General features: G+C 71.6%; 20 protein-coding genes and 1 riboswitch. Of the genes, 7 read left to right on the top strand and 13 right to left on the bottom strand.

Annotated elements, in window-relative coordinates:
- Positions 1–20: 20 nt before the first annotated feature.
- The 9 genes from ABZ078_RS24940 to ABZ078_RS24900 all read right to left on the bottom strand — a co-directional run bounded on the left by ABZ078_RS24940 (position 21) and on the right by ABZ078_RS24900 (position 7,481).
- A complete protein-coding gene (locus ABZ078_RS24940) occupies positions 21–1,109 on the bottom strand; it encodes a hemolysin family protein (RefSeq protein ID WP_356578566.1) in 1,089 nt (362 codons plus the stop codon).
- Positions 1,106–2,431 (bottom strand): hemolysin family protein, encoded by a 1,326-nt coding sequence (locus tag ABZ078_RS24935; protein WP_356578564.1) that lies wholly within the window; start codon positions 2,429–2,431, stop codon positions 1,106–1,108. Before ABZ078_RS24935 ends, ABZ078_RS24940 begins: the two co-directional genes overlap by 4 nt.
- Before the next feature lie 201 nt (positions 2,432–2,632).
- A complete protein-coding gene (locus ABZ078_RS24930) occupies positions 2,633–3,091 on the bottom strand; it encodes a PH domain-containing protein (RefSeq protein WP_356578562.1) in 459 nt (152 codons plus the stop codon).
- 22 nt (positions 3,092–3,113) lie between these two features.
- Positions 3,114–3,962 carry an ATP phosphoribosyltransferase gene (gene hisG / locus ABZ078_RS24925; RefSeq protein ID WP_356578560.1) on the bottom strand — a complete coding sequence of 283 codons (849 nt, stop codon included), beginning with the start codon at positions 3,960–3,962 and terminating at the stop codon, positions 3,114–3,116.
- A gap of 54 nt (positions 3,963–4,016) precedes the next feature.
- Complete coding sequence (locus ABZ078_RS24920) at positions 4,017–4,289, bottom strand: phosphoribosyl-ATP diphosphatase (RefSeq protein WP_031486114.1); 273 nt, start codon at positions 4,287–4,289, stop codon at positions 4,017–4,019.
- 33 nt (positions 4,290–4,322) lie between these two features.
- Positions 4,323–4,808 carry a 6,7-dimethyl-8-ribityllumazine synthase gene (ribH, locus tag ABZ078_RS24915; protein ID WP_356578558.1) on the bottom strand — a complete coding sequence of 162 codons (486 nt, stop codon included), beginning with the start codon at positions 4,806–4,808 and terminating at the stop codon, positions 4,323–4,325.
- A 23-nt stretch (positions 4,809–4,831) separates the two neighbouring features.
- On the bottom strand, positions 4,832–6,229 hold the full coding sequence (gene ribA, locus ABZ078_RS24910; protein WP_356578556.1) for a GTP cyclohydrolase II: 1,398 nt from the start codon (positions 6,227–6,229) through the stop codon (positions 4,832–4,834).
- Positions 6,226–6,867 (bottom strand): nicotinamide mononucleotide transporter family protein, encoded by a 642-nt coding sequence (locus ABZ078_RS24905; protein ID WP_356578554.1) that lies wholly within the window; start codon positions 6,865–6,867, stop codon positions 6,226–6,228. Before ABZ078_RS24905 ends, ribA begins: the two co-directional genes overlap by 4 nt.
- Positions 6,864–7,481, bottom strand: a complete 618-nt coding sequence (locus ABZ078_RS24900) for a riboflavin synthase (protein WP_356578552.1) — start codon at positions 7,479–7,481, stop codon at positions 6,864–6,866. Before ABZ078_RS24900 ends, ABZ078_RS24905 begins: the two co-directional genes overlap by 4 nt.
- Positions 7,482–7,628: 147 nt before the next feature.
- Positions 7,629–7,759, bottom strand: a riboswitch (FMN riboswitch).
- Between the two features lie 324 nt (positions 7,760–8,083).
- On the opposite strand from ABZ078_RS24900, the gene ABZ078_RS24895 reads away from it, so the two are divergent.
- Positions 8,084–8,971, top strand: a complete 888-nt coding sequence (locus ABZ078_RS24895; RefSeq protein ID WP_356578551.1) for an RNA polymerase sigma-70 factor — start codon at positions 8,084–8,086, stop codon at positions 8,969–8,971.
- Positions 8,972–9,099: 128 nt separating this feature from the next.
- Positions 9,100–9,861 (top strand): SDR family oxidoreductase, encoded by a 762-nt coding sequence (locus ABZ078_RS24890; protein WP_356578549.1) that lies wholly within the window; start codon positions 9,100–9,102, stop codon positions 9,859–9,861.
- Between the two features lie 508 nt (positions 9,862–10,369).
- Here ABZ078_RS24890 and ABZ078_RS24885 read toward each other — a convergent pair.
- Positions 10,370–11,728 carry an ROK family transcriptional regulator gene (locus tag ABZ078_RS24885; RefSeq protein WP_356578547.1) on the bottom strand — a complete coding sequence of 453 codons (1,359 nt, stop codon included), beginning with the start codon at positions 11,726–11,728 and terminating at the stop codon, positions 10,370–10,372.
- Positions 11,729–11,881: 153 nt separating this feature from the next.
- Here ABZ078_RS24885 and ABZ078_RS24880 point away from each other — a divergent pair, with 153 nt between their 5' ends.
- Positions 11,882–13,093 carry an MFS transporter gene (locus tag ABZ078_RS24880; protein WP_356578545.1) on the top strand — a complete coding sequence of 404 codons (1,212 nt, stop codon included), beginning with the start codon at positions 11,882–11,884 and terminating at the stop codon, positions 13,091–13,093.
- A gap of 191 nt (positions 13,094–13,284) precedes the next feature.
- A complete protein-coding gene (locus ABZ078_RS24875) occupies positions 13,285–14,694 on the top strand; it encodes a solute carrier family 23 protein (RefSeq protein ID WP_356578543.1) in 1,410 nt (469 codons plus the stop codon).
- Here the strand turns inward: ABZ078_RS24875 and ABZ078_RS24870 are convergent.
- Positions 14,676–15,824, bottom strand: a complete 1,149-nt coding sequence (locus tag ABZ078_RS24870; protein ID WP_356578654.1) for a glycoside hydrolase family 6 protein — start codon at positions 15,822–15,824, stop codon at positions 14,676–14,678. The two genes, ABZ078_RS24875 and ABZ078_RS24870, sit on opposite strands and share 19 nt — an antisense overlap.
- Before the next feature lie 174 nt (positions 15,825–15,998).
- Between ABZ078_RS24870 and ABZ078_RS24865 the strand changes: the two genes are divergently transcribed.
- Both ABZ078_RS24865 and ABZ078_RS24860 read left to right on the top strand, forming a co-directional pair.
- Positions 15,999–16,685 (top strand): DUF5995 family protein, encoded by a 687-nt coding sequence (locus tag ABZ078_RS24865; protein WP_356578541.1) that lies wholly within the window; start codon positions 15,999–16,001, stop codon positions 16,683–16,685.
- Positions 16,686–16,740: 55 nt separating this feature from the next.
- Entirely contained in the window at positions 16,741–16,959 is a 219-nt protein-coding gene (locus ABZ078_RS24860; RefSeq protein ID WP_356578539.1) for a hypothetical protein, read from the top strand.
- Between the two features lie 13 nt (positions 16,960–16,972).
- On the opposite strand, the gene ABZ078_RS24855 is transcribed toward ABZ078_RS24860, so the two are convergent.
- Both ABZ078_RS24855 and ABZ078_RS24850 read right to left on the bottom strand, forming a co-directional pair.
- The gene (locus ABZ078_RS24855) at positions 16,973–18,673 is read right to left on the bottom strand and encodes an NAD(P)/FAD-dependent oxidoreductase (RefSeq protein ID WP_356578537.1); all 1,701 of its coding nucleotides are present in this window, start codon (positions 18,671–18,673) and stop codon (positions 16,973–16,975) included.
- A gap of 64 nt (positions 18,674–18,737) precedes the next feature.
- Entirely contained in the window at positions 18,738–19,526 is a 789-nt protein-coding gene (locus ABZ078_RS24850) for a carbon-nitrogen hydrolase family protein (RefSeq protein WP_356578535.1), read from the bottom strand.
- Between the two features lie 308 nt (positions 19,527–19,834).
- Between ABZ078_RS24850 and ABZ078_RS24845 the strand changes: the two genes are divergently transcribed.
- On the top strand, positions 19,835–20,350 hold a 516-nt coding region (locus tag ABZ078_RS24845), incomplete at its 3' end, for a Repetin (protein ID WP_356578533.1).

Genomic DNA, 20,350 nt, shown 5'->3' with positions numbered 1-20,350 from the left:
CCCGCGGCTCGGCGCCGGTGTCAGCCGGCCAGCGCCTCCTCCGGTTCCCCGCTGCCCATCCGCGGGCCCGTGACCCGCACCTCCGGCAGTTCCCGGTGCGCCGGGTCGCGCACCTCGCCGACCAGGAGTTCCAGTACGTCCTCCAGGGCGACGAGGCCGAGGACCCTGCCGGACGCGTCGGCCACCTGCGCGAGGTGGGTCGCGGCGCGGCGCATCACGGTCAGGGCGTCGTCGAGCGGGAGTTCGGAGCGCAGCGTCGTCATCGGGTGCCACACCTGCTGCGGCACCGCCCGTTCCGACTCCTCCAGGTCCAGTACGTCCTTCACATGCAGGTAGCCCATGAAGGCGCCGTTCTCCGTCGCCACCGGGAAGCGGGAGTACCCGGTGCGGGCGGTGAGCTCGACGATCTGGCCGGGGGTGACCGACGGGCTGACCGTGACCAGGGACTCGCGCTTCAGGAGCACGTCCGTCACCGGGCGGGAGCCCAGTTCGAGGGCGTCCTCGAGGCGTTCCTGCTCCTCGGGGTCGAGCAGGCCCGCCTGGCGGGAGTCCTCGACGAGCCGGTTGAGCTGTTCGCTGGTGAACACCGCCTCGATCTCGTCCTTCGGCTCGACGCGGAAGAGGCGCAGGATGGCCTGGGCGACCGCGCCGAGGGCCACGGTGATCGGCCGGCAGAAGCGGGCGAACCAGACCAGGCCGGGGCTGAGCCACAGCGCGACCTTCTCCGGCGCCGCCATCGCCAGGTTCTTCGGCACCATCTCGCCGATGACCAGGTGGAAGAAGACCACCGCGGCGAGGGCGATGACGTAGGTGAGCGGGTGGATCACGCCGTGCGGCAGATGGATCCACTCGAACACCGGCTCCAGCAGATGTGCCACCGTCGGCTCGGCGACCGCTCCGAGCGTCAGCGAGCAGACGGTGATGCCGAACTGGGCCGCCGCCATCATCTGCGGCAGCCGTTCCAGGCCGTACAGCACCTGACGGGCGCGTGCCGTGCCCAGCGGTTCGATCTGGCTGCGGCGGACCGAGACGAGGGCGAACTCGGCGCCGACGAAGAAGCCGTTGGCCAGCACGAGCAGCGCGGCGAAGAGGAGTTGGAGCACGCTCATCGGGCGACCTCCACCACGGCCCCGGTCCTGACCAGCCGGACCCGTTCGGCGCGGTAGTGGCCGACCCGGCGCACCGACAGCCGCCAGCCCGGCAGTTCCGCCTTGTCTCCGACGGCCGGAATCCGGCCGAGCAGGTCGGCGACCAGTCCGGCGACGGTCTCGTACGGGCCTTCAGGCACGTCGAGCCCTATGCGCTGGAGGATGTCGACACGGCAGCTGCCGTCGGCGTCCCAGGCGGGCCGGCCGTCCTCCGGCGGGGCGGCGGCGAGTTCGGGCAGGTCCTGACCGTCGTGTTCGTCGCGGACCTCGCCGACGATCTCCTCGACGATGTCCTCCAGTGTGACCACGCCGGCGGTGCCGCCGTACTCGTCGACGACGACCGCGATGGGCTGCTCGCTGCGCAGCTGGGCGAGCAGCGGCTGGACCGGCAGGGTCTCGGGGACGAGCAGCGCCGGGCGGGCGATGCGGCCGACCGGGGCACGCAGCCGGTCACGGGAACGGATCGCCAGCGCGTCCTTGAGATGGACCATGCCGGCGATCTCGTCGATCTTGTCCCGGTAGACCGGGAAGCGGGACAGACCGGTGGCGCGCGTCAGGTTCACCACGTCCTCGGCGGTCGCCGACGACTGCAGCGCGCTCACCTTCACCCGCGGCGTCATCACGTGCTGCGCGGTCAGCTCGCCGAGCGACAGGGTCCGTACGAAGAGGTCCGCGGTGTCCTGTTCCAGGGCGCCCGCCTGGGCGGAGTGCCGGGCCAGGGAGACGAGTTCGTCGGGGGTGCGGGCGGAGGCCAGTTCCTCGGCGGGCTCGATGCCCATGGCCCGTACGAGGCGGTTGGCGACCGAGTTCAGCCCGGCGATCACCGGGCGGAACAGCCGCGCGAAGGCATGCTGCGGGCCGGCGACGAAGCGCGCGACCTGCATCGGCCGGGACACCGCCCAGTTCTTGGGCACCAGCTCGCCGATCACCATCTGCACGGCCGAGGCCAGCAGCATGCCGACGCCCACGGCCACACCGGGCACGGCGCCCTCGGGGACGCCGATCGCGGCGAAGGGGCCGCCCAGCAGCTCGGCGAGCGCCGGTTCGGCGAGCATGCCGACGACGAGGGAGGTGATGGTGATGCCGAGCTGGGTGCCGGAGAGCTGGAAGGACAGCTCCTTGAGCGACTCGACGACACGGTGGGCCCGTCGGTCGCCTTCCGCGGCGGCCTTCTCGGCGTCCGTCGTCTCGACCGTGACCAGGCCGAACTCGGCGGCCACGAAGAAACCGTTGGCGAGGATCAGGACGAACGCGGCCGCCAGAAGCAGCACGGGGGTGCTCATGATGCCGCCGCCCCGGTATGTCGGGAGGGGGCGGCGCAGGTACTACAGGACGATCCGTCCATCGCTGGAGGGAATCACTCCTCGGGTAGCAGGGGACCTCTGAAGTCCACTCGGAACATCAGAGGCGGAGGCGCACAGAAACGCCTCCGCCAACAGATTAATCAAGACACGGGGATTTACGTCAGGGTGAACGTCACCGAGTCAGCCCTGCCGCTCCCCGGGCTCCTTGACGGACCGTGCCTCGGCAAGGGCCCGCAGGGCACGCGCGTCCGCGATGGCACGCTGCTTGGCGATGCCCGGCTGGATGCCGAGCGCGGGCAGGCTGGTGCCGTCGCTGAGGTTGAGGAACACCCAGGGATCACCCGGGCGGAGGTTCACCTGGACGATCTCGGCCCATTCGAGCCGACGCCTGGTGGCGATGTTGACCACCGTCACGCCGGTCTCGTCGGCGACGACCTTCACCCGGGCGAGCATGGCCAGCACGCCGAACATCAGCGCCGCGGTGAACACGAAGCTGAGGCGCTCACCCGGGCTGAGCCGCTCCAGCAGCAGCGCGACCGTGGTGATCACCACGAAGATCGCGGCACCGGCGGTGAGCAGGACGGCCCGGGTGCGGCCCGGCCGGAACGTGACGGGCAGGGTGGGCGGTTCGGAGGACATGGGTGGTGTACGGCCCCTCGGCTCAGAGGCGGCAGGCGTGGATGGCGGTGGTCAGGATGGCCCGGGCGCCGATGTCGTACAGGTCGTCCATGATCCGCTGGGCTTCCTTGGCCGGGACCATCGCCCGGACGGCGACCCAGCCCTCGTTGTGCAGCGGCGAGACGGTCGGTGACTCCAGGCCCGGAGTGAGGGCGACGGCCTTCTCCAGCTGCTCGACACGGCAGTCGTAGTCCATCATCACGTACGTCCGCGCGACCAGGACGCCCTGGAGACGGCGCAGGAACTGCTGCACCTTGGGCTCCTCGCCGTCCGCGCCGGTACGGCGGATGACGACGGCCTCGGACTTCATGATCGGCTCGCTGACGACCTCCAGGCCGGCGTTGCGCAGTGAGGTGCCCGTCTCGACGACGTCCGCGATGACCTGGGCGACGCCGAGCTGGATGGCGGTCTCGACGGCGCCGTCGAGGTGGACGACGGAGGCGTCGATGCCGTTGTCGGCGAGGTGCTTGGCCACGATGCCCTCGTACGAGGTGGCGACCGTCTTGCCCTTCAGGTCCGCCAGGTCGCCGATGGTGCCCGGCTTGGCGGCGTAGCGGAAGGTCGAGCGGGCGAAGCCCAGCGGCAGGATCTCCTCGGCGTCGGCGCCGGAGTCGATCAGCAGGTCACGGCCGGTGAGGCCGATGTCGAGCTGCCCGGAGGCGACGTAGATGGCGATGTCGCGCGGCCGGAGGTAGAAGAACTCGACGTCGTTCTCCGGGTCGACGATCCGCAGTTCCTTGGACTCGCGGCGCTGCTGGTAGCCGGCCTCATGCAGCATCTCCGCCGCAGGGCCGGAGAGTGAACCCTTGTTGGGGACGGCGATGCGCAGCATGAGGTCGGCTTCCTTCGTTCGCTCTTACGGGGAGGTGTGCGGAGTTGACGGTGCTCAGAGGTGGGCGTAGACGTCGTCCAGCGAGATACCGCGGGCGACCATCATCACCTGGACGTGGTACAGCAGCTGCGAGATCTCCTCGGCGGCCGCTTCCTTGCCCTCGTACTCGGCGGCCATCCAGACCTCGGCGGCCTCCTCGACGACCTTCTTGCCGATGGCATGGACGCCCTTGCCGACCAGCTCAGCGGTGCGGGAAGTGGCGGGATCGCCGTTTGCGGCCTTGTGCTGGAGCTCGGTGAAGAGCTCCTCGAACGTCTTCTTGGACATGGTGGCGACCACTTTACGCGTGTACCGGACGACCTAACGCCAGGGTTCAGATACTGAGCGGAGCGTGGCCGCGGTCGCCACCGCCGCCGTCACCGCCTCGTGCCCCTTGTCCTCGTTGGAGCCCTCCAGACCCGCCCGGTCCAGGGCCTGTTCCTCGGTGTCGCAGGTCAGCACGCCGAAGCCGACCGGGACGCCGGTGTCCACGGAGACCTGGGTGAGGCCCTGGGTGACGCCCTGGCAGACGTACTCGAAGTGGGGGGTGCCGCCGCGGATGACGACGCCGAGGGCGACGATCGCGTCGTAGCCACGGCCCGCGAGGACCTTGGCGACCACCGGGAGTTCCCAGCTGCCGGGGACCCTGAGGAGGGTCGGCTCGTCGATCCCCAGGTCGTGCAGGGCGCGCAGGGCGCCGTCCACCAGACCGTCCATCACCTTCTCGTGCCACTGCGCCGCGACGACGGCGACCCGCAGGTCACCCACATTGCGTACGGACAGCTCCGGTGCGCCCTTGCCGCTCACGTTCTCAGGTCTCCTCGGTGTGCTTACTGGTTGGTGCAGGTGGCCAGGGAGGCCGCGGGGGCCGGGTCCTCCAGCCAGGGCAGGTCGTGTCCCATCCGGTCGCGCTTGGTGCGCAGGTACCGGAGGTTGTGCTCGCCCGCCTGTACGGGCATCGGCTCGCGGTCGGTGACCTTGATGCCGTGGCTGACGAGCGCGTCGGTCTTGTCGGGGTTGTTGGTCAGCAGGCGGACGCTTCTCACGCCCAGGTCGGCGAGTATCTGCGCGCCGGCGCCGTAGTCGCGGGCGTCGGCGGGCAGGCCCAGTTCGAGGTTGGCGTCGAGGGTGTCGCGGCCGCGCTCCTGGAGTTCGTAGGCGCGCAGCTTGGACATCAGGCCGATGCCCCGTCCCTCGTGGCCGCGCAGATAGACCACCACTCCCCTGCCCTCGTCCTGGATGCGTTCCAGGGACGCCTCCAGCTGGGGGCCGCAGTCGCAGCGCTGGGAGTGGAAGACGTCTCCGGTGAGGCACTCGGAGTGGACGCGCACGACGACGTCCTCGCCGTCGCCGATCTCGCCGTGCACGAGGGCGACGTGCTCGACGCCGTCGACGGCGGAGCGGTAGCCGTACGCCGTGAAGGTGCCGTGGGCGGTGGGGAGATGGACCTCGGCCTCGCGGTGGACGACGGGCTCGGACGGCCGGCGCTGCTCGGAGAGGGTGGGCCGCTGGTCGGAGAGAGGGGCCTGCTCGGCCGGGGCCGGCTCCTGCTCGACCGGGGCCGGAAGCTCGACGCGACGGCGGTGGGCGATCAGGTCCTCGATGGAGATGATCGTCAGGCCGTGCTTGCGGGCGAACGGGATCAGCTCGGGCAGCCGCAGCATCTCGCCGTCCTCGCCGGCGATCTCGACGATGGCGCCGGCCGGACGCAGCCCCGCGAGCCGGGCGAGGTCGACGGCGGCCTCGGTGTGGCCGTCGCGGACGAGGACGCCGCCGGGCCGGGCGCGCAGCGGGAAGATGTGGCCGGGGCGGACGAGGTCCGACGGCTCGGCGGTACCGCTCGCGAGGAGCTGGAGCGTCGTCGCGCGGTCGGAGGCCGAGATGCCGGTGGTCACGCCGTGGGCGGCGGAGGCGTCCACGGACACGGTGAACGCGGTCTTCATCGACTCGGTGTTGTCGTCGACCATCTGCGGCAGGCCCAGCCGGTCCAACTCGTCGCCCTCCATGGGCGCGCAGATCAGGCCACGGCACTCGCTCATCATGAAGGCGACGATCTCGGGGGTCACCTTCTCGGCGGCGATGACGAGGTCGCCCTCGTTCTCGCGGTCCTCGTCGTCGACGACCACGATGGGGCGGCCGGCCGCGATGTCGGCGATGGCCTGCTCGATCGGGTCCAGCGTGAGGTCCTCGACGCCGTCGGTGCTGTACAGAATCGGTGCCGTCGTCATGCCGGCGCTCCTTCCAGGACGGGCCGCGCGTTCTTGCGGGAGCGCAGCCACCAGTCGCGCATGCCCCACAGGACGAGTGCGCCGTAGATGACGTAGACGAAGCCGGAGAAGGCGTAGCCGTTGGCGAAGTTGAGGGGCACGCCGACGAGGTCGACGAGCAGCCAGGCGAACCAGAACTCGACCATGCCGCGTGCCTGGGCGTACATGGCGACGATGGTGCCGACGAAGATGTAGGCGTCGGGCCAGGGGTCCCAGGACAGGGTCGGGTACGCCTTGAAGATCAGTGCCACGGCGACGGTGCCGGCGGCGGCCGCCGCGGCCATCGCCGCGCGCTCGCGCCAGGTGGCGAACCGTACGGCGATGTGGCCGTCGGCCGCCTGTCCCTTGCCGCGCTGCCACTGCCACCAGCCGTACAGAGCGACGAGCATGACGACCGCCTGCTTGCCCGCGCTGCCGGTGAGGTGGCCGAAGAAGGCACCGAAGAGGATCAGGCCGGCCAGGAACTGCACGGGCCAGGTCCATATGGAGCGCCGCCAGCCGAGGGCGAGGGCGGCGAGGCCGAAGAGGTTGCCGACCATGTCCGACCAGAGGATGTGCTGGCCGAGGAGGACGAACGCCTCGGAGTTCAGCGAGTTCACTTGGCCGCCGCCCCTTCGGAGGAGGCCCGGTCGCCCAGCATCCGCTCGACGTACTTGGCGATGACGTCGACCTCGAGGTTGACCGGGTCGCCGGGCTGCTTGAGGCCGAGCGTGGTCAGGGCGAGGGTGGTGGGGATGAGGCTGACGGTGAAGTGGTCAGGGCCGGCGTCGACGACGGTGAGGCTGATGCCGTCGACGGTGATGGAGCCCTTCTCGACGACGTAGCGGGAGAGGCCCGCGGGGAGGGAGATCTTCACGATCTCCCAGTTGTCGGAGGGCGTGCGCTCCAGCACCTGGCCGGTGCCGTCGACGTGGCCCTGCACGATGTGTCCGCCGAGGCGGGCGCCGACGGCGGTGGGTCGCTCGAGGTTGACGCGGGAGCCGACGGTGAGGACGCCCAGGCTGGAGCGGTTCAGGGTCTCGGCCATGACGTCGGCGGTGAACTCGTCGCCGTCGTGGTCGACGACCGTGAGGCAGACACCGTTGACGGCGATGGAGTCGCCGTGCTTCGCGCCTTCGGTGACGACGGGACCGCGCAGTCGGAAGCGACAGGCGTCGTCGAGGGTCTCGACAGCGGTGATCTCGCCCAGCTCTTCGACGATTCCGGTGAACACTTCCCGGGTCCTCCTGCCACATCGGGGCACGGACTCCGGGGCCTGTCGATGACGACAGAATGTACGAGCGGGGACACCGGGGGCGACGCCGGACGGGTCTCGCCGCTTGGACGAACCGGTACGGCGGCGCGCACGAATGCCCGCCCGCCGCGCACTGCCTCCCATCCGGACTTTAACCGTCGGTCCAGGAATTTCACCTGGTCAACCGGCCGCTGGAGGCGACCGGGTCGCGGACTGTAACCGCCGGTTCGGACTTTCACCGACCCCGGAGTGCGCTGCTTCTGGTACAGGGCCAGTTTGCCACGCCCGGTCGGCGTCCATGCGGGCGATTACTGTGGGGTGCCTCACAGGCCGCGTGGCTGGTTTCCTTCGCTCAGGGGCCGCCACCTCTCGACAATGCCACGGATTGGTCCATACCTATTGACTTACTGGTCTAGTCCTCCTAGGGTCGGCGCGACGTCGGTGGACCGGCCGGTGACCGGGTACGGCAGAACCCCACGGCCTGCCAAGCCCGCGCAGACGGCCCGGTGGCGGTGACGACGGCCCTTGCCCGCCGCCGGGCCTCCCACGCCTGTCTGCCGCGGCTCTGGCAGGGTGACGGGATGACGACCGCGACCGCCGACGAGTTCGAGACGCACCGCCCCCGGCTGTTCGGGCTGGCCTATCGGATGCTCGGCTCCGCCGACGAGGCCGAGGACACCGTCCAGGACCCGTATCTGCGCTTCAGCGGCGCCGACCGCGGTGGCATCGAGCACCCGGCGGCCTGGCTCGCCAAGGTCGTCACCAACCTCTGTCTGACCCGGCTGACCTCGGCCAGGGCCCGGCGCGAGCAGTACGTCGGACCCTGGCTGCCGGAGCCCGTCGTCACCTCGGACGGCGCCCTCGGGCCCCTGGAATCCGCCGAGCAGCGGGACGCCGTGTCCATGGCGATGCTGGTGCTGCTGGAGCGGCTCACCCCGACCGAGCGGGCCGTGTACGTGTTGCGGGAGGCGTTCGCGTACGGCCACCGGGAGATCGCCGAGGTGCTGGATCTGACCGAGGCCAACTGCCGGCAGCTGTACCGGCGGGCGGTCCGGCGGGTGGGTGAGCCGCGCTCGCGGTTCGAGTCGACTCCCGAGCGGCGGGAGGAACTCGTCGAGTTGTTCGTCGCGGCGGCCCGGGACGGTGATCTGGCCCGGCTGGAGAAGCTGCTGGCGGCGGACGTGACCTGGTCGAGCGACGGGGGTGGCAAGGTCACGGCGGCCAGGCGGCCGATCGAGGGGCGCGAGAAGGTGTCGCGGTTCCTGGCGGGTGCGACGCGGACGTTCCTCGCCGGCGTGGACTTCACGGAGGTCGAGATCAACGGCGCGAGCGCGCTGGCCGTGTGGACGGGCGACACACTGCTGTCGGTGCTGGCGTTCGAGCTGCGGGACGGTGTGATCGCACAGGCGTGGGCCGTGGTGAACCCGGACAAGCTGGAGTTCGTACGGCGTCAGCTGGCTCGGGCGTAGCGGGGCCGGGCGGGAGGTCCCTGGGCCGCCCGGCTCCCGGGCTGTCACATTTCGCAGGGGGCCATCCGTCTCAACTGACGAAGGGCGCTCCGTCCGGGAGCGCCCGGCGTCCGAAGGGGCTGAACAGCATGACCACGATCCTGGTGACCGGCGGCACCGGAACGCTCGGCCGGCTCGTCACCGAGCGGCTGCTCGCGGACGGGCACGAGGTGCGGGTGCTCAGCCGGCACGCCCAGCCGTACGCCGTTGATCTGCGCAAGGGCGGGCCCGGGCTGGACGTGGCGGTGGCGGGCGTGGACACGATCGTGCACTGCGCGTCCTCGCCGGGCGGCGGTGACGAGGACGCCGCCGCGCGTCTGATCGCGGCGGCGCGCAGGGCCGGTGTCCGGCACCTGGTGTACATCTCGATCGTCGGTATCGACCGGGTGCCGTTCGGCTACTACAAGAGCAAGCTCGCCGTGGAGCGGCTGATCGAGGAGTCGGGGCTCGGCTGGACCGTGCTGCGTGCGACGCAGTTCCATGACCTGCTCGCGCGGTTGTTCGGGATCCTGTCCAAGCCGCCGGTCATGCTGCTGCCGGCCGGTGTGCGTGACCAGCCCGTCGAGGTGGCGGAGGTCGCGGACCGCCTCGCCGAACTGGCCCTGGCCGCCCCGCCGGGACGGGTCGAGGACATGGGCGGCCCCGAGGTACGCACCTTGGACTCGCTGGCCCACGCGTATCTCGAGGCGACGGGCCGCAGGCGGCGCGTGGTGAGCGTGCCGCTGTGGGGGAAGGCGTACCGGGGCTTCCGCTCGGGCGGCCATCTGACACCGCGGCTTGCGGTGGGCAAGGGGACGTTCGAGGCATACCTGGGGCGGCGGTTCGGGGATGGGCGGGGCGCGGACGCCTGACGACGGCGTTCCGCGGGGAGTGGGGCCGCTGGGAGGCGGGGCGCCGATGGCCGATGCGGTGCCGACGGACGGCCGCGTGACACTGACCGCCGACGTGGTGCTGACGGACGGCGTGAGGCTACGGCCGACGTGGTGCTGACGGCCGACCCGGACCGTCCTGGTGGGGCGGCTCCGGATGCCCGGGTGGGCCGACCACGGTGAAGCCGGGCTGCTCCCGGCGGCAATCCGGGGAGGAAAGGGAGGGGCGGCGGGGTGCCCGACGCCCGGATCCGGGGGCGGACGGAGGCGCCGGCCGACGCCGGACGCCCTGGAGGCCGACCGGGAAGGACGCACCCCGATCCGGACGGCGATTCGCAAGCGGACGAGGCGTCTGACAACCGCCTCCCGAAGCCGACAGAACCGCCGGCCGGCGCGGCACCGTCGGCCGCCCAGGGCCGCCTTGCCCGGTCGGCCCCGGATGTCCCGGCGGGCCGACCCCGAACGACCCGGCCCGCTCCGGGCACCGACCTCAGCGGTCCGGCGGTGCGAACAGGGCGTCCTGGGCGGTGTCCCGTGCGGTGAGCAGCGCTCCGCGCAGCACGGCGCCGCCGCCGAGGCTGCTGGGCCGCACCACGGTGACCAGCGGCGACATCCGCCGCATCCGCTCCTCCACCCGTCCGGCGAGCGTGTCACCGCCCGCCTGCCCGACCTCCCCGCCGAGCACCACGCAGCCGGGGTCGAGGATCGCGACGACGGAGGCGACGCCGATGGCGAGACGGTCGGCGAGGGCGTCGAGGAAGCGGTCGGCCGATGCGGCGTCGGCGGAGGATTTCGGGGACGTCGTGGCGCCGGCCGCTTGCGCCGGGTCGGTGGACGCCTCACACGATCCCCCGGCGGGCGCCGCGCCAGATGCGGAGGTCCCTGCGGGCGACTCTCCCGGCCCCGCCTCCCGGTCCCCGTCCCCGTCCCCGCCCTCGCTCCCCGTCACCGACGCCACAGCTCCCCTCACCACCCCGGCCGCCGTCGGCTCGTGCGCGGCGGTGCTCTCGACGGTCACCCCGTACGCCTCCGCCAGTTCCACGATCGCCGCCGAGCCCGCCAGCGAGTGGAAGCCCCCCTCGCAGTCCACCGCCGACGGCAGCCCCTGTGTCCCTGGCACCGGCAGGAACCCGATCTCGCCGGTGCCGCCGGACGCGCCGCGGCGCAGGGCGCCGTCGAGGACCACGGCCGCGCCCGTGCCGTGGCCCAGCCAGAGCAGGACGAAGGTGTCCCGGTCGCGGGCCGCTCCGTCGCGCTGTTCCGCCAGGGCGGCGAGGTTGGTCTCGTTCTCGACGCTGACGCGGGCCTCGGGAAAGCGGTCCTGGAGGGCTGCCACCAGGCGGCGGTGCCATTCGGGCAGGCCCGTTGAGTCGCGCAGTTCGCCGGTCGCGGGGTCGATCAGGCCCGGCGCGCCGATCCCCACCGTATGGAGCCGGTCCGCCCCCGCCTCCTTCACGACCCGTTCCACGAGCGCCACGGCCCGCTCGACTGCCGGCCCCGTCCCGGTGTCGCCGCCGATCGGTGCCGACGCCTCGGCGAGCACGTCCCCGACCAGGTCGGACACCACCACCGAGACGCCCTCGGTGCGGACGTCCAGCGCCGCCAGTTGCGCGCGGTCGGCGACGATGCCGTACAGCTTGGCGTTCGGTCCGCGCCGCTGCTCCCCGGCCTCGCCGACCACCGCGATGAGACCGGCCGCGGTGAGGCGTTCGACGAGGTCGGCCACGGTCGGCCGGGACAGGCCGGTCGACTGCTTCAGCTGACCGGCCGTCAACGGACCCTCCTGCTGGAGCAGGCGCAGGGCGAGCCGGTCGTTGATGGCCCGGGCGGTGCTCGGGGATGCGGGCATGCCGGGATCCTTCCAGATCAGCGGCGCCGTGCGGCGGCGGCCGGTAAATCCCCTATCTATCAGGCAGGGTTCCTGATAGTTTACGCCGCGGCGTTCGCAGGGATCCGCCCACGGACCCGCACGCCACCACCGGTCACCAGGAAGGGCCGCACGATGAGTGAAGTGGTCTACGACCTTCGCGAGGTGAAGCGCGCCCGGTACGCCGTGGCCGCCGTCTTCGCCGTGCACGGTGCCGTCACCGGCTCCTTCGCGACGCGGGTGCCATGGATCCAGGACCATGCCGGGGTCAGCGCGGGGCAGTTGGGACTCGCCCTCGCCTTCCCCGCGCTCGGCGCCTCCGTGGCGATGCCCGTCGCGGGCAGCATCACCCACCGCTTCGGCGCCCGGAACGCGCTGCGCGGACTGATCGCCCTGTGGACGCTCGCCCTCGCCCTGCCGGCCCTCGCCCCCAACCTCCTGACGCTCTGCCTGGCCCTGTTCACCTTCGGCGCCACGGCGGGCATGGCGGACGTGGCGATGAACGCCCTGGGCGTCGAGGTCGAGAACCGCCTCGACCGGTCGATCATGTCCGGCCTGCACGGCATGTGGAGCGCGGGCGCCCTGATCGGCTCGGCGGCCGGCACGCTCGCGGCCCACCTGGGCACCGACGCCCGGCTGCACCACGCCCTCGCCGCGGCGGCCCTCACCTTCCTCGGCGTCCTGGCCTGCCAGTGGGTGCTCGACCTTCAGCCCGCCGAGGACGAGGAGCCGCCGCCCCGGTTCGCGCTGCCGCCCCGCTCGGCGCTGCTCATCGGTGCGGTCGGCTTCTGCGCGGTCTTCGCGGAGGGCGCGAGCCTCGACTGGTCGGCGGTCTACCTCCAGGACCAGCTCGACACCTCGGCCGGTCTCGCGGCGGCCTGCACGACCGGCTTCACGCTCACCATGGCGCTCGCCCGGATCGCCGGCGACAAGGTGGTGGACCGCTACGGCGCCGTGCGCACCGTCCGGTTCGGCGGCGTCCTCGCCACCCTCGGTGGCCTGCTCATCGTCACGTCGGGCCATCCGGCCGTGGCGATGACCGGGTTCGCCCTGCTGGGTCTGGGCATCGCGGTGGTCGTGCCGCTGTGCTTCGCCGCGGCCGGCCGCAGCGGCCCGAATCCCTCTCAGGCCATCGCCGGCGTCGCGACGATCACGTACACCTCGGGTCTTGTCGCCCCGAGCGCCATCGGCGGGATCGCCCAGGCCACCAGCCTGATGGTGTCCTTCTGCCTGGTCACCGCGCTGTCCTTCGGCCTCGTCGTGTTCGCGAGCGTGCTGCGCGCCGGCGACCGCGACCGCCCGAAGGTCAGCCGGCCGGACGCAGCGGTTCCCGACCCGCGGCCCTGAAGGCGCGCTGATCGGTTCCTGATCGATTCTTGATTGATTCCTGATCAGTTCCTTTATCGCCCCTGGTCAGCTCATGGTCAGCTCACAGTCAGCTCCGGATCACCTCATGACCTACCCCGGTCGGCAGCGCCCGAGGCGTCCCGGACAATGGGTCCGGACACCCGCCCGCACGACGAAAGCGAAACCGCACCATGGATCTCGGCGTCCGCTGGAAACCGCACGGCGACGGACGCACCCCGGCGCCCGGAGCGGTGGTCCGGCCCGACGAACGGCTCTCCTGGCCCCGTACGGTCGGACTCGGCGCCCAGCACGTGGTCGCGATGTTCGGCGCGTCGTTCGTGGCGCCGGTCCTGATGGGTCTGGACCCCAACCTGGCGATCATGATGTCGGGCGTCGCGACGGTCGTCTTCCTGCTCGCCACCCGCGGCCGGGTGCCCAGCTACCTGGGCTGCTCCCTCTCCTTCGTCGGCGTCGCCGCGGTCATCCGGGCCGACGGCGGTTCGAGCGCGACCGTCACCGGAGCGGTCTTCGTCGTCGGCGTCGCGCTGTTCCTGATCGGTCTCGCCGTGCGCCGCTTCGGGGCACGGATCATCCACGCCGCGATGCCCCCGATCGTCACCGGCGCGGTGGTGATGCTCATCGGCTTCAACCTCGCCTCGGTGACCGCCTCGACGTACTGGCCGCAGGACCAGTGGACGGCGCTGCTGGTGATGCTGTTCACCGGCCTGGCGGTGGTCTGTCTGCGTGGCTTCTGGTCCCGGATCGCGATCTTCCTGGGCCTGGTCTTCGGGTACGGCGTCTCCTGGGTCTTCGACCGGATCTTCGGCAGGATCCACTCGGTCGACGCGAGCGGCAAGCTCACCGACCACTGGCGGCTCGACCTCTCCGGTGTCGCCAAGGCCGACTGGATCGGTCTGCCGGATCTGCACGGCCCGTCGTTCCAGTGGTCGGCGATCCTCGTCGCCCTCCCCGTCGTCATCGCCCTGGTCGCCGAGAACGCAGGGCACGTCAAGGCGGTCGGCGAGATGACCGGCGACGACCTGGACGGCAAGCTCGGCACCGCGATCTCCGCGGACGGCGCCGCCTCGATGCTGTCCACGGCGGTGGGCGGCCCGCCCAACACGACGTACTCCGAGAACATCGGCGTGATGGCCGCGACCCGCGTCTACTCGACCGCCGCCTACTGGGCCGCCGCCGGCTTCGCGGTGCTGTTCGGCGTCTGCCCCAAGTTCGGCGCGGTCGTGGCCGCGATCCCCGGCGGTGTCCTCGGCGGCATCACCGTCATCCTGTACGGCATGATCGGCCTGCTCGGCGCGCAGATCTGGATCAACGCCAAGGTGGACCTGCGCAATCCGCTGAACCTGGTGCCGGCCGCGGCGGGCATCATCATCGGCGTCGGCAACGTCACCCTGGAGTTCACCGACACCTTCGAACTGAGCGGCATCGCGCTGGGCACGCTGGTCGTCATCACCGGCTACCACGCGCTGCGGGCCTTCGCCCCGGCCCACCTCAAGACGCAAGCGCCGCTCCTCGACGAGGGCACGTCCTCCTACGACGCGGACAGCGACGCCGGTGACGAGGCTCAGCGCGCCAGGTCATAGGCGTACGACGCCGTGAAGGTCCCGGGCTTCCCCTTGCAGCCGTCCGACTCCCCCGGCAGTTTCACCCACAGATAGGCGTCGATGCGCGCCTCCCCTGTGCTGAGCGTCGGCGCCCGGCCCAGCTTGCGTCCGGCCGGGTCGCACCACTCGCCGTCGGCCGGGGCCCCGGCGCCGTTGCGGCTGGTGTCGATGACGGCGCCCAGGCTCGCGGGGCCGTCGAGGGCGTCCAGGACCTGTCGGTCGTAGGCGATCTCGTCGGTCGTGGCGTGGAAGTTGGAGACGTTGCTGAAGATGCCGTCGGAGGACGCGGCCGATGCGGCACCGGCCTGCTTCAGCCACGCCGCCTGCCGCCCGGGCGCGTTCCAGCCGGAGTGCCCGGCGTCGTAGTAGACGCGGGCCTTGGGGTTGGCGGCCTTGAAGGCGCGGCCGGCGCGGGCCAACGAGGCGAAGCGGGCGGCGCGTTCGGCGGCGGAGAGGCACTCGGCCTGGGCTATGGAGTCGGGCTCCAGGATCACGATGACGTCGCCGGAGCCCAGTCCGGCGGCGAACCTGTCGATCCAGGCGTCGTAGGCGTCGAGGTCGGGTGCCCCGCCCTGGGAGTGCCCGCCGCAGTCACGGTTCGGGACGGCGTACGGCACGACGACGGGCACCCGGCTCAGCGCCGATCCGCCCGAAGTGACCGCGCGGACCCGGGCGGTGATGGTGTCCGGCGTGAAGTCGGCGAACCAGACGGCGGCCGGCTGGGCGGCGATCCGGGACTCGATGACGGCGTGGCGCGGGTCGCCGAGGTGGTCGCGGACCCACTTGAGCACCTGGGACTCGGGGTGGCGGTAGAGGCGGGCGGACACGACGGCCCTGCGCTGTTCCCGCTCCGTCCTGGTCGGCGACGGCGTGGGAGTGGCCTTTCTGCTCGGCGCCGCCTTCGGCTTCGGCTTCGGTGAAGCCGGCGTGGGCGAAGGGGACTTCGTGGCCGACGGGGACGGCGAGGGCGGGAGGGGCCGGGGCTCCAGGCTCGGCGTACGCGTCACCGCGGGCGGCCCGGCCTCGTCCGAGCGCCCTCTGCCGTCGAGCGCGGACATCATGCCGGTGGCGGTGCCGACGGCGACCACGACCGAGGCCGCCACGACCATGGCGTTGCGCCGTGCCGCCCTTCTGCGCTCGGACCTGCGTGCGGCCAGTCGCTGGGCACGTAAGCCTGCCACAGTCCTGCTCCCCCTCCCCCGACAGCGAGCGCGTTCCCCCGTTCTGGGGAAGCGCCGGGCCCGCCGACACTCCCGCCAGCCTAAAGCTGGGACTCTGCCCCCATGGCGCAATGCGAACAATTCACCACACCCGTGGACGCGATCATCTCCCGTATGCGCGCCCTCGACGCGACCCTGCCCGCACGGGACGGAGTCGCGGTCTTCAACCGCGTCTACCTCACCGTCACAGAGGCCGTCGACCGGCACATCGACCGCGGCCGCTTCACGGACGCGCGGGCCGCGATCACGCTGGACGTGCGGTTCGCGCAGCGGTATCTGGCGGCGGTGGAGCGGGCCGAGGAGGAGCGGCGTCCGCCCGCCTGCTGGCGGCCCCTGTTCCAGATGCGCCGCCATCCCGGCGTACGTCCGCTGCAGTTCGCGCTCGCGGGCATCAATGCGCACATCGGGCACGATCTGGCGCTCGCCGTGGTGGACGCCTGTCGTAGCCTCGGCTGCGAACCCGCCGACCTGGAGGACGAGTTCGATCGGGTGGGTGACCTCCTCGTCTCGCTGGAGGAGCGCATCCGCGAAGATCTGATGCCGGGTCCCGACCTGCTCCAGATCGCCGATCCGCTCACCCATCTGCTCGGCTCCTGGAGCCTGGAGCGGGCCCGGGACGCCACCTGGTCGGCGGCCCGTGCCCTGTGGGCGCTGCGCCGACTGCCGGACGTCGCCGGGGAGTTCACCGAGCGACTGGACGCGGCGGTGGGGTTCGCGGGACGCATGCTGCTCACGCCACTGCCGGGCTGATCTCGGCCACGCCGCCGTCATCCCGCAAGCACGGCGGTACGACATCGGGCGCGACGTGCCGGACGTGGCGCGCACCGCCGAGGAGATCGGCTACGAGAGCCTGTGGGTCCACGAGCGGGCCTGTTCCCGGAACCCGCGACCCAGGGCGGCCAGATCGTCGAGGACCTCGCGGCCCACGCCGAGCCCGGCGTCGAGGAGCACCACACGGGACGGCCAGGAGCTGAAGGACGTCGCCGCCGAGGTGTACGAGGCGGTGCGGACCGCCGGGAACTGAGCCCTGGCCGGGCTCAGTCCTCCGGCAGCTCGACCGGCGCGATCTCGTCGTAGACGTCACCCGGACCCGGGTTGGTCGGGTCGGTCGCGCCGCCGAAGTGGTGCATGACGCCCCAGACCGCGTTCAGCGCGGTCTGGACGGCGCCCTCGGCCCAGCCGGCCGTCCAGGAGATGTCGTCGCCGGCGAGGAAGATGCCCCGCTTGTCCTCGGGCAGCCGGTCCTGCATGAAGTGCGTGAACAGGCGCCGCTGGTAGCGGTAGTGACCGGGCAGGTTGGCCTTGAACGCGCCCATGAAGTAGGGCTCGTTCTCCCAGGAGACGGTCACCGGGTTGCCGATGATGTGCTTGCGGATGTCGACCTTCGGGTAGATCTCGCCGAGCGACTTCAGCATGACCTCCATCCGCTCGTTCGCGGACAGCGGCAGCCACTTCAGGCTGTCGTCGCACCAGGTGTACGACAGGCAGATGACGGCGGGCTTGTCCGGGCCGTCGTCGAGCAGGTAGGTGCCGCGGGTCATGCGGTCGGTGAGGGTCATCGACATGACGTCGCGACCCGTCTCCTCGTCCTTGTCCAGCCAGAACGGCCGGTCGACGGGCACGAACAGCTTGCTGGACTCCATGTAGTGGGTGCGCTCGATGGCCGTCCAGTGGTCGATCGGGAAGAGCGTGTCGTCGCAGGCGATCTTCGACAGCAGCATCCAGGACTGGGCGGTGAAGACGGCCGCCTGGTAGGTGCGGATGTCGCCGTTCGCGTCCGTCACCGTGATCTGGTTGCCGGCCGTGCGGTGCAGGCGGGTCACCGCCGGGCGGGGCTCGCCGTTCTCGTGCAGCTTCGCGAGCGAGGTGCCGTGGGCCCAGTGGACGATCTTCTCCGGCTCCCGCTCCCACAGGCGCAGCGGCAGTTGCTGGGAGCCGCCGACGATGCCGCGGTGGTGGTCGTCGGCCTCGGTGTAGACGACCCGCAGGATCTCCAGGATGGAGTTGGGGAAGTCGGTGTCCCAGCCGCCCGTGCCGAAGCCGACCTGGCCGAAGATCTCGCGGTGCCGGAAGGACTTGAACGCCTGCGAGTCGCAGAGGAAGCCGTAGAAGGTCTGGTTGTCGAGCTTCTCGACGAGCTTCGCCCAGATCTCGCGGATGCGCGGCACGTCCCGCTCGCGCATGGCCCGGTTCATGTCCGAGAAGTCGGCGCCCTCTTCGAGGCACTTGTTCCAGGCGTCGGCGACGTCCCGGTAGACCTGCGGGAGGTCGTCGATCGTCTCGGCGTAGTGCGACTCGCCCTTGAGGTCGACGACCGTCGAAGGGGTCGCCTCGGCAAGCGGGTTGGGGAACGGGCGGGTCTCCAGACCCACCAGGTCGATGTAGTGCTGGAGGGCCGTGGAGGACGGCGGGAAGCGCATCGCGCCCATCTCGGCGGTCAGCCCCTCGGTGTTCGGGCCGTCGAAGCCCACCGTCCGCAGCCGCCCACCGATCTGGTCGGCCTCGTACACGACCGGCTTCAGCCCCATCTTCATCAGCTCGTACGCGGCGACGATGCCGGAGAGTCCGCCGCCGATGACCGCGACCTCGGTGCCGTGCTCGGTCGCGGGTATCTGGCCGAGCCCCGCCGGGTGGGCGAGGAAGTCGTCGTACGCGTACGGGAAGTCCGGACCGAACATGGTGATCGGCGGCTGCTGCTCGTCGGCGTGCTGGACGGCGTTGGGCACCGTGGACGTCATGGGGTACGGACTCCTTGCGACTGCGACTGCGACAGGGAAAGCGGGGGGGGAGGTTCAGGCGGGTTCAGACCAGGGACCCGTAGAGACCGGGGCGGCGGTCCTTCAGGTACGGGTTCGCCTCGCGGGCGGCGGCGAGGAAGGCGGGGTCGACGTCGGCGAGGACGATTTCCTCACCGCGTCCGGCGCGGGTGCGCGCGACCCCGTCGGGGCCGGCCAGCGTGGAGAGGCCGACGAACTCGAACTCCCCTTCCTGGCCGACCCGGTTGACGTACGCGACGTACATCTGGTTCTCGAAGGCACGCACCGGGATCACCGACTCGGCGACGAACTGGAACGGGTGCATCTGCGCGGTCGGCACGACCAGCAGGTCGGTGCCGGCGAGGGCGTGGGCGCGGACGTTCTCCGGGAACTCGACGTCGTAGCAGATCAGGATCCCGACGCGCAGGCCGTCGAGCTCGGCCTGGACGACCTGCTGGTCCCCCGGCGTGAAGTGGTCCCGCTCGAAGCAGCCGAAGAGGTGGGTCTTGCGGTAGTTGGCGAGACGGGTGCCGTCGGCGGAGATCAGCTGGGCGGAGTTGAAGACGGTGTCGTCGACCCGCTCCGGGTAGCCGTAGGCGATCGCCAGACCGTGCCGGGTCGCCGTCTCGGCGATCGCGTCCGCGCAGTCGCCGTCCGCGGGCTCGGCGAGGCGGGCGATCTCGTCGCCGATGGCGTACCCGGTCAGGAACATCTCCGGCGCGACCAGCAGCCCGGCGCCCGCGGCGGCGGCGCGGCCCGCGGCCTCGTCGAGGACCTTGAGGTTCTCGACGGTGGAGCCGGGGCGGCCGGAGCTCTGGAGCAGGGCGGTGCGCATGCGTGTTCCTCACCGGATGGAAGGGGGGTCGGGGGGCCACGTGGGGCCATGTAGACGGTACGGGCGGCTGACCAGGGCGGACAAGAAGGAGCCGTTGCGCGCCGATGAGCGGTTCGTTGCGTGCGGCAGGGGGTGGGCGGCGATTCGTTGCGCGACCGCGGTCGTAGTTCCGGTCCTCCTCGGAGCGCAGGCCCCGGCGGGCTCCCCCGCCGGACGGCGGAGGCGGGGTCCCGTCCTCGGCGCGATGTGATGCGGGCGCCGGGCCGGGAGAGTGGTGACCGTCCAGTTGACCAGCGGAAAGGTCCACAATGAACCGCCGTACCAAGATCGTCCTGCTCGGCTCCGCACTGCTGCTCACCGCCGGAGCGGCCTCGGTCGCGACCGCGTCGGACGAACCGCGGCAGCGCGAGGCCGCCGCACCGCAGCGGGAAGCCGCCGCGCTCACCGGCACGGCCAAGCTGTACCGCTCGGCCGGCGACGACATCACGTTCACCTTCGACGCGCATCTGGCGGCGAAGGACACCGCCGATCCGACGAAGGCCACGGGTTCCTTCGAGTTCAGCCACTACCTCGACGGCAAGGGCGCGCGGGCGAAGGCGAAGGTCGACTGCCTGCTCACCGGGGGCAAGGTGGCCGTCGTCTCCGGCGTCATCACCGACTCCGACCTGCCGGGCGCCAAGGGCAAGCGGGTCGGCGTCACCGTCCACGACCTCGGCCGAGGCGACCGGCTCGGCTACAGCTGGGCGGCCCCGCTGCCCACCCGCAGCCGCTCGGCCAGCCGCAGCGCACCCCAGAAGGCCACCGACACGATCAGCGACAGCCAC

This window comes from Streptomyces sp. NPDC006385 (assembly GCF_040612485.1).
Taxonomy (GTDB): Bacteria; Actinomycetota; Actinomycetes; order Streptomycetales; family Streptomycetaceae; genus Streptomyces.
This window is presented reverse-complemented; position numbering and strand designations above follow the sequence as displayed.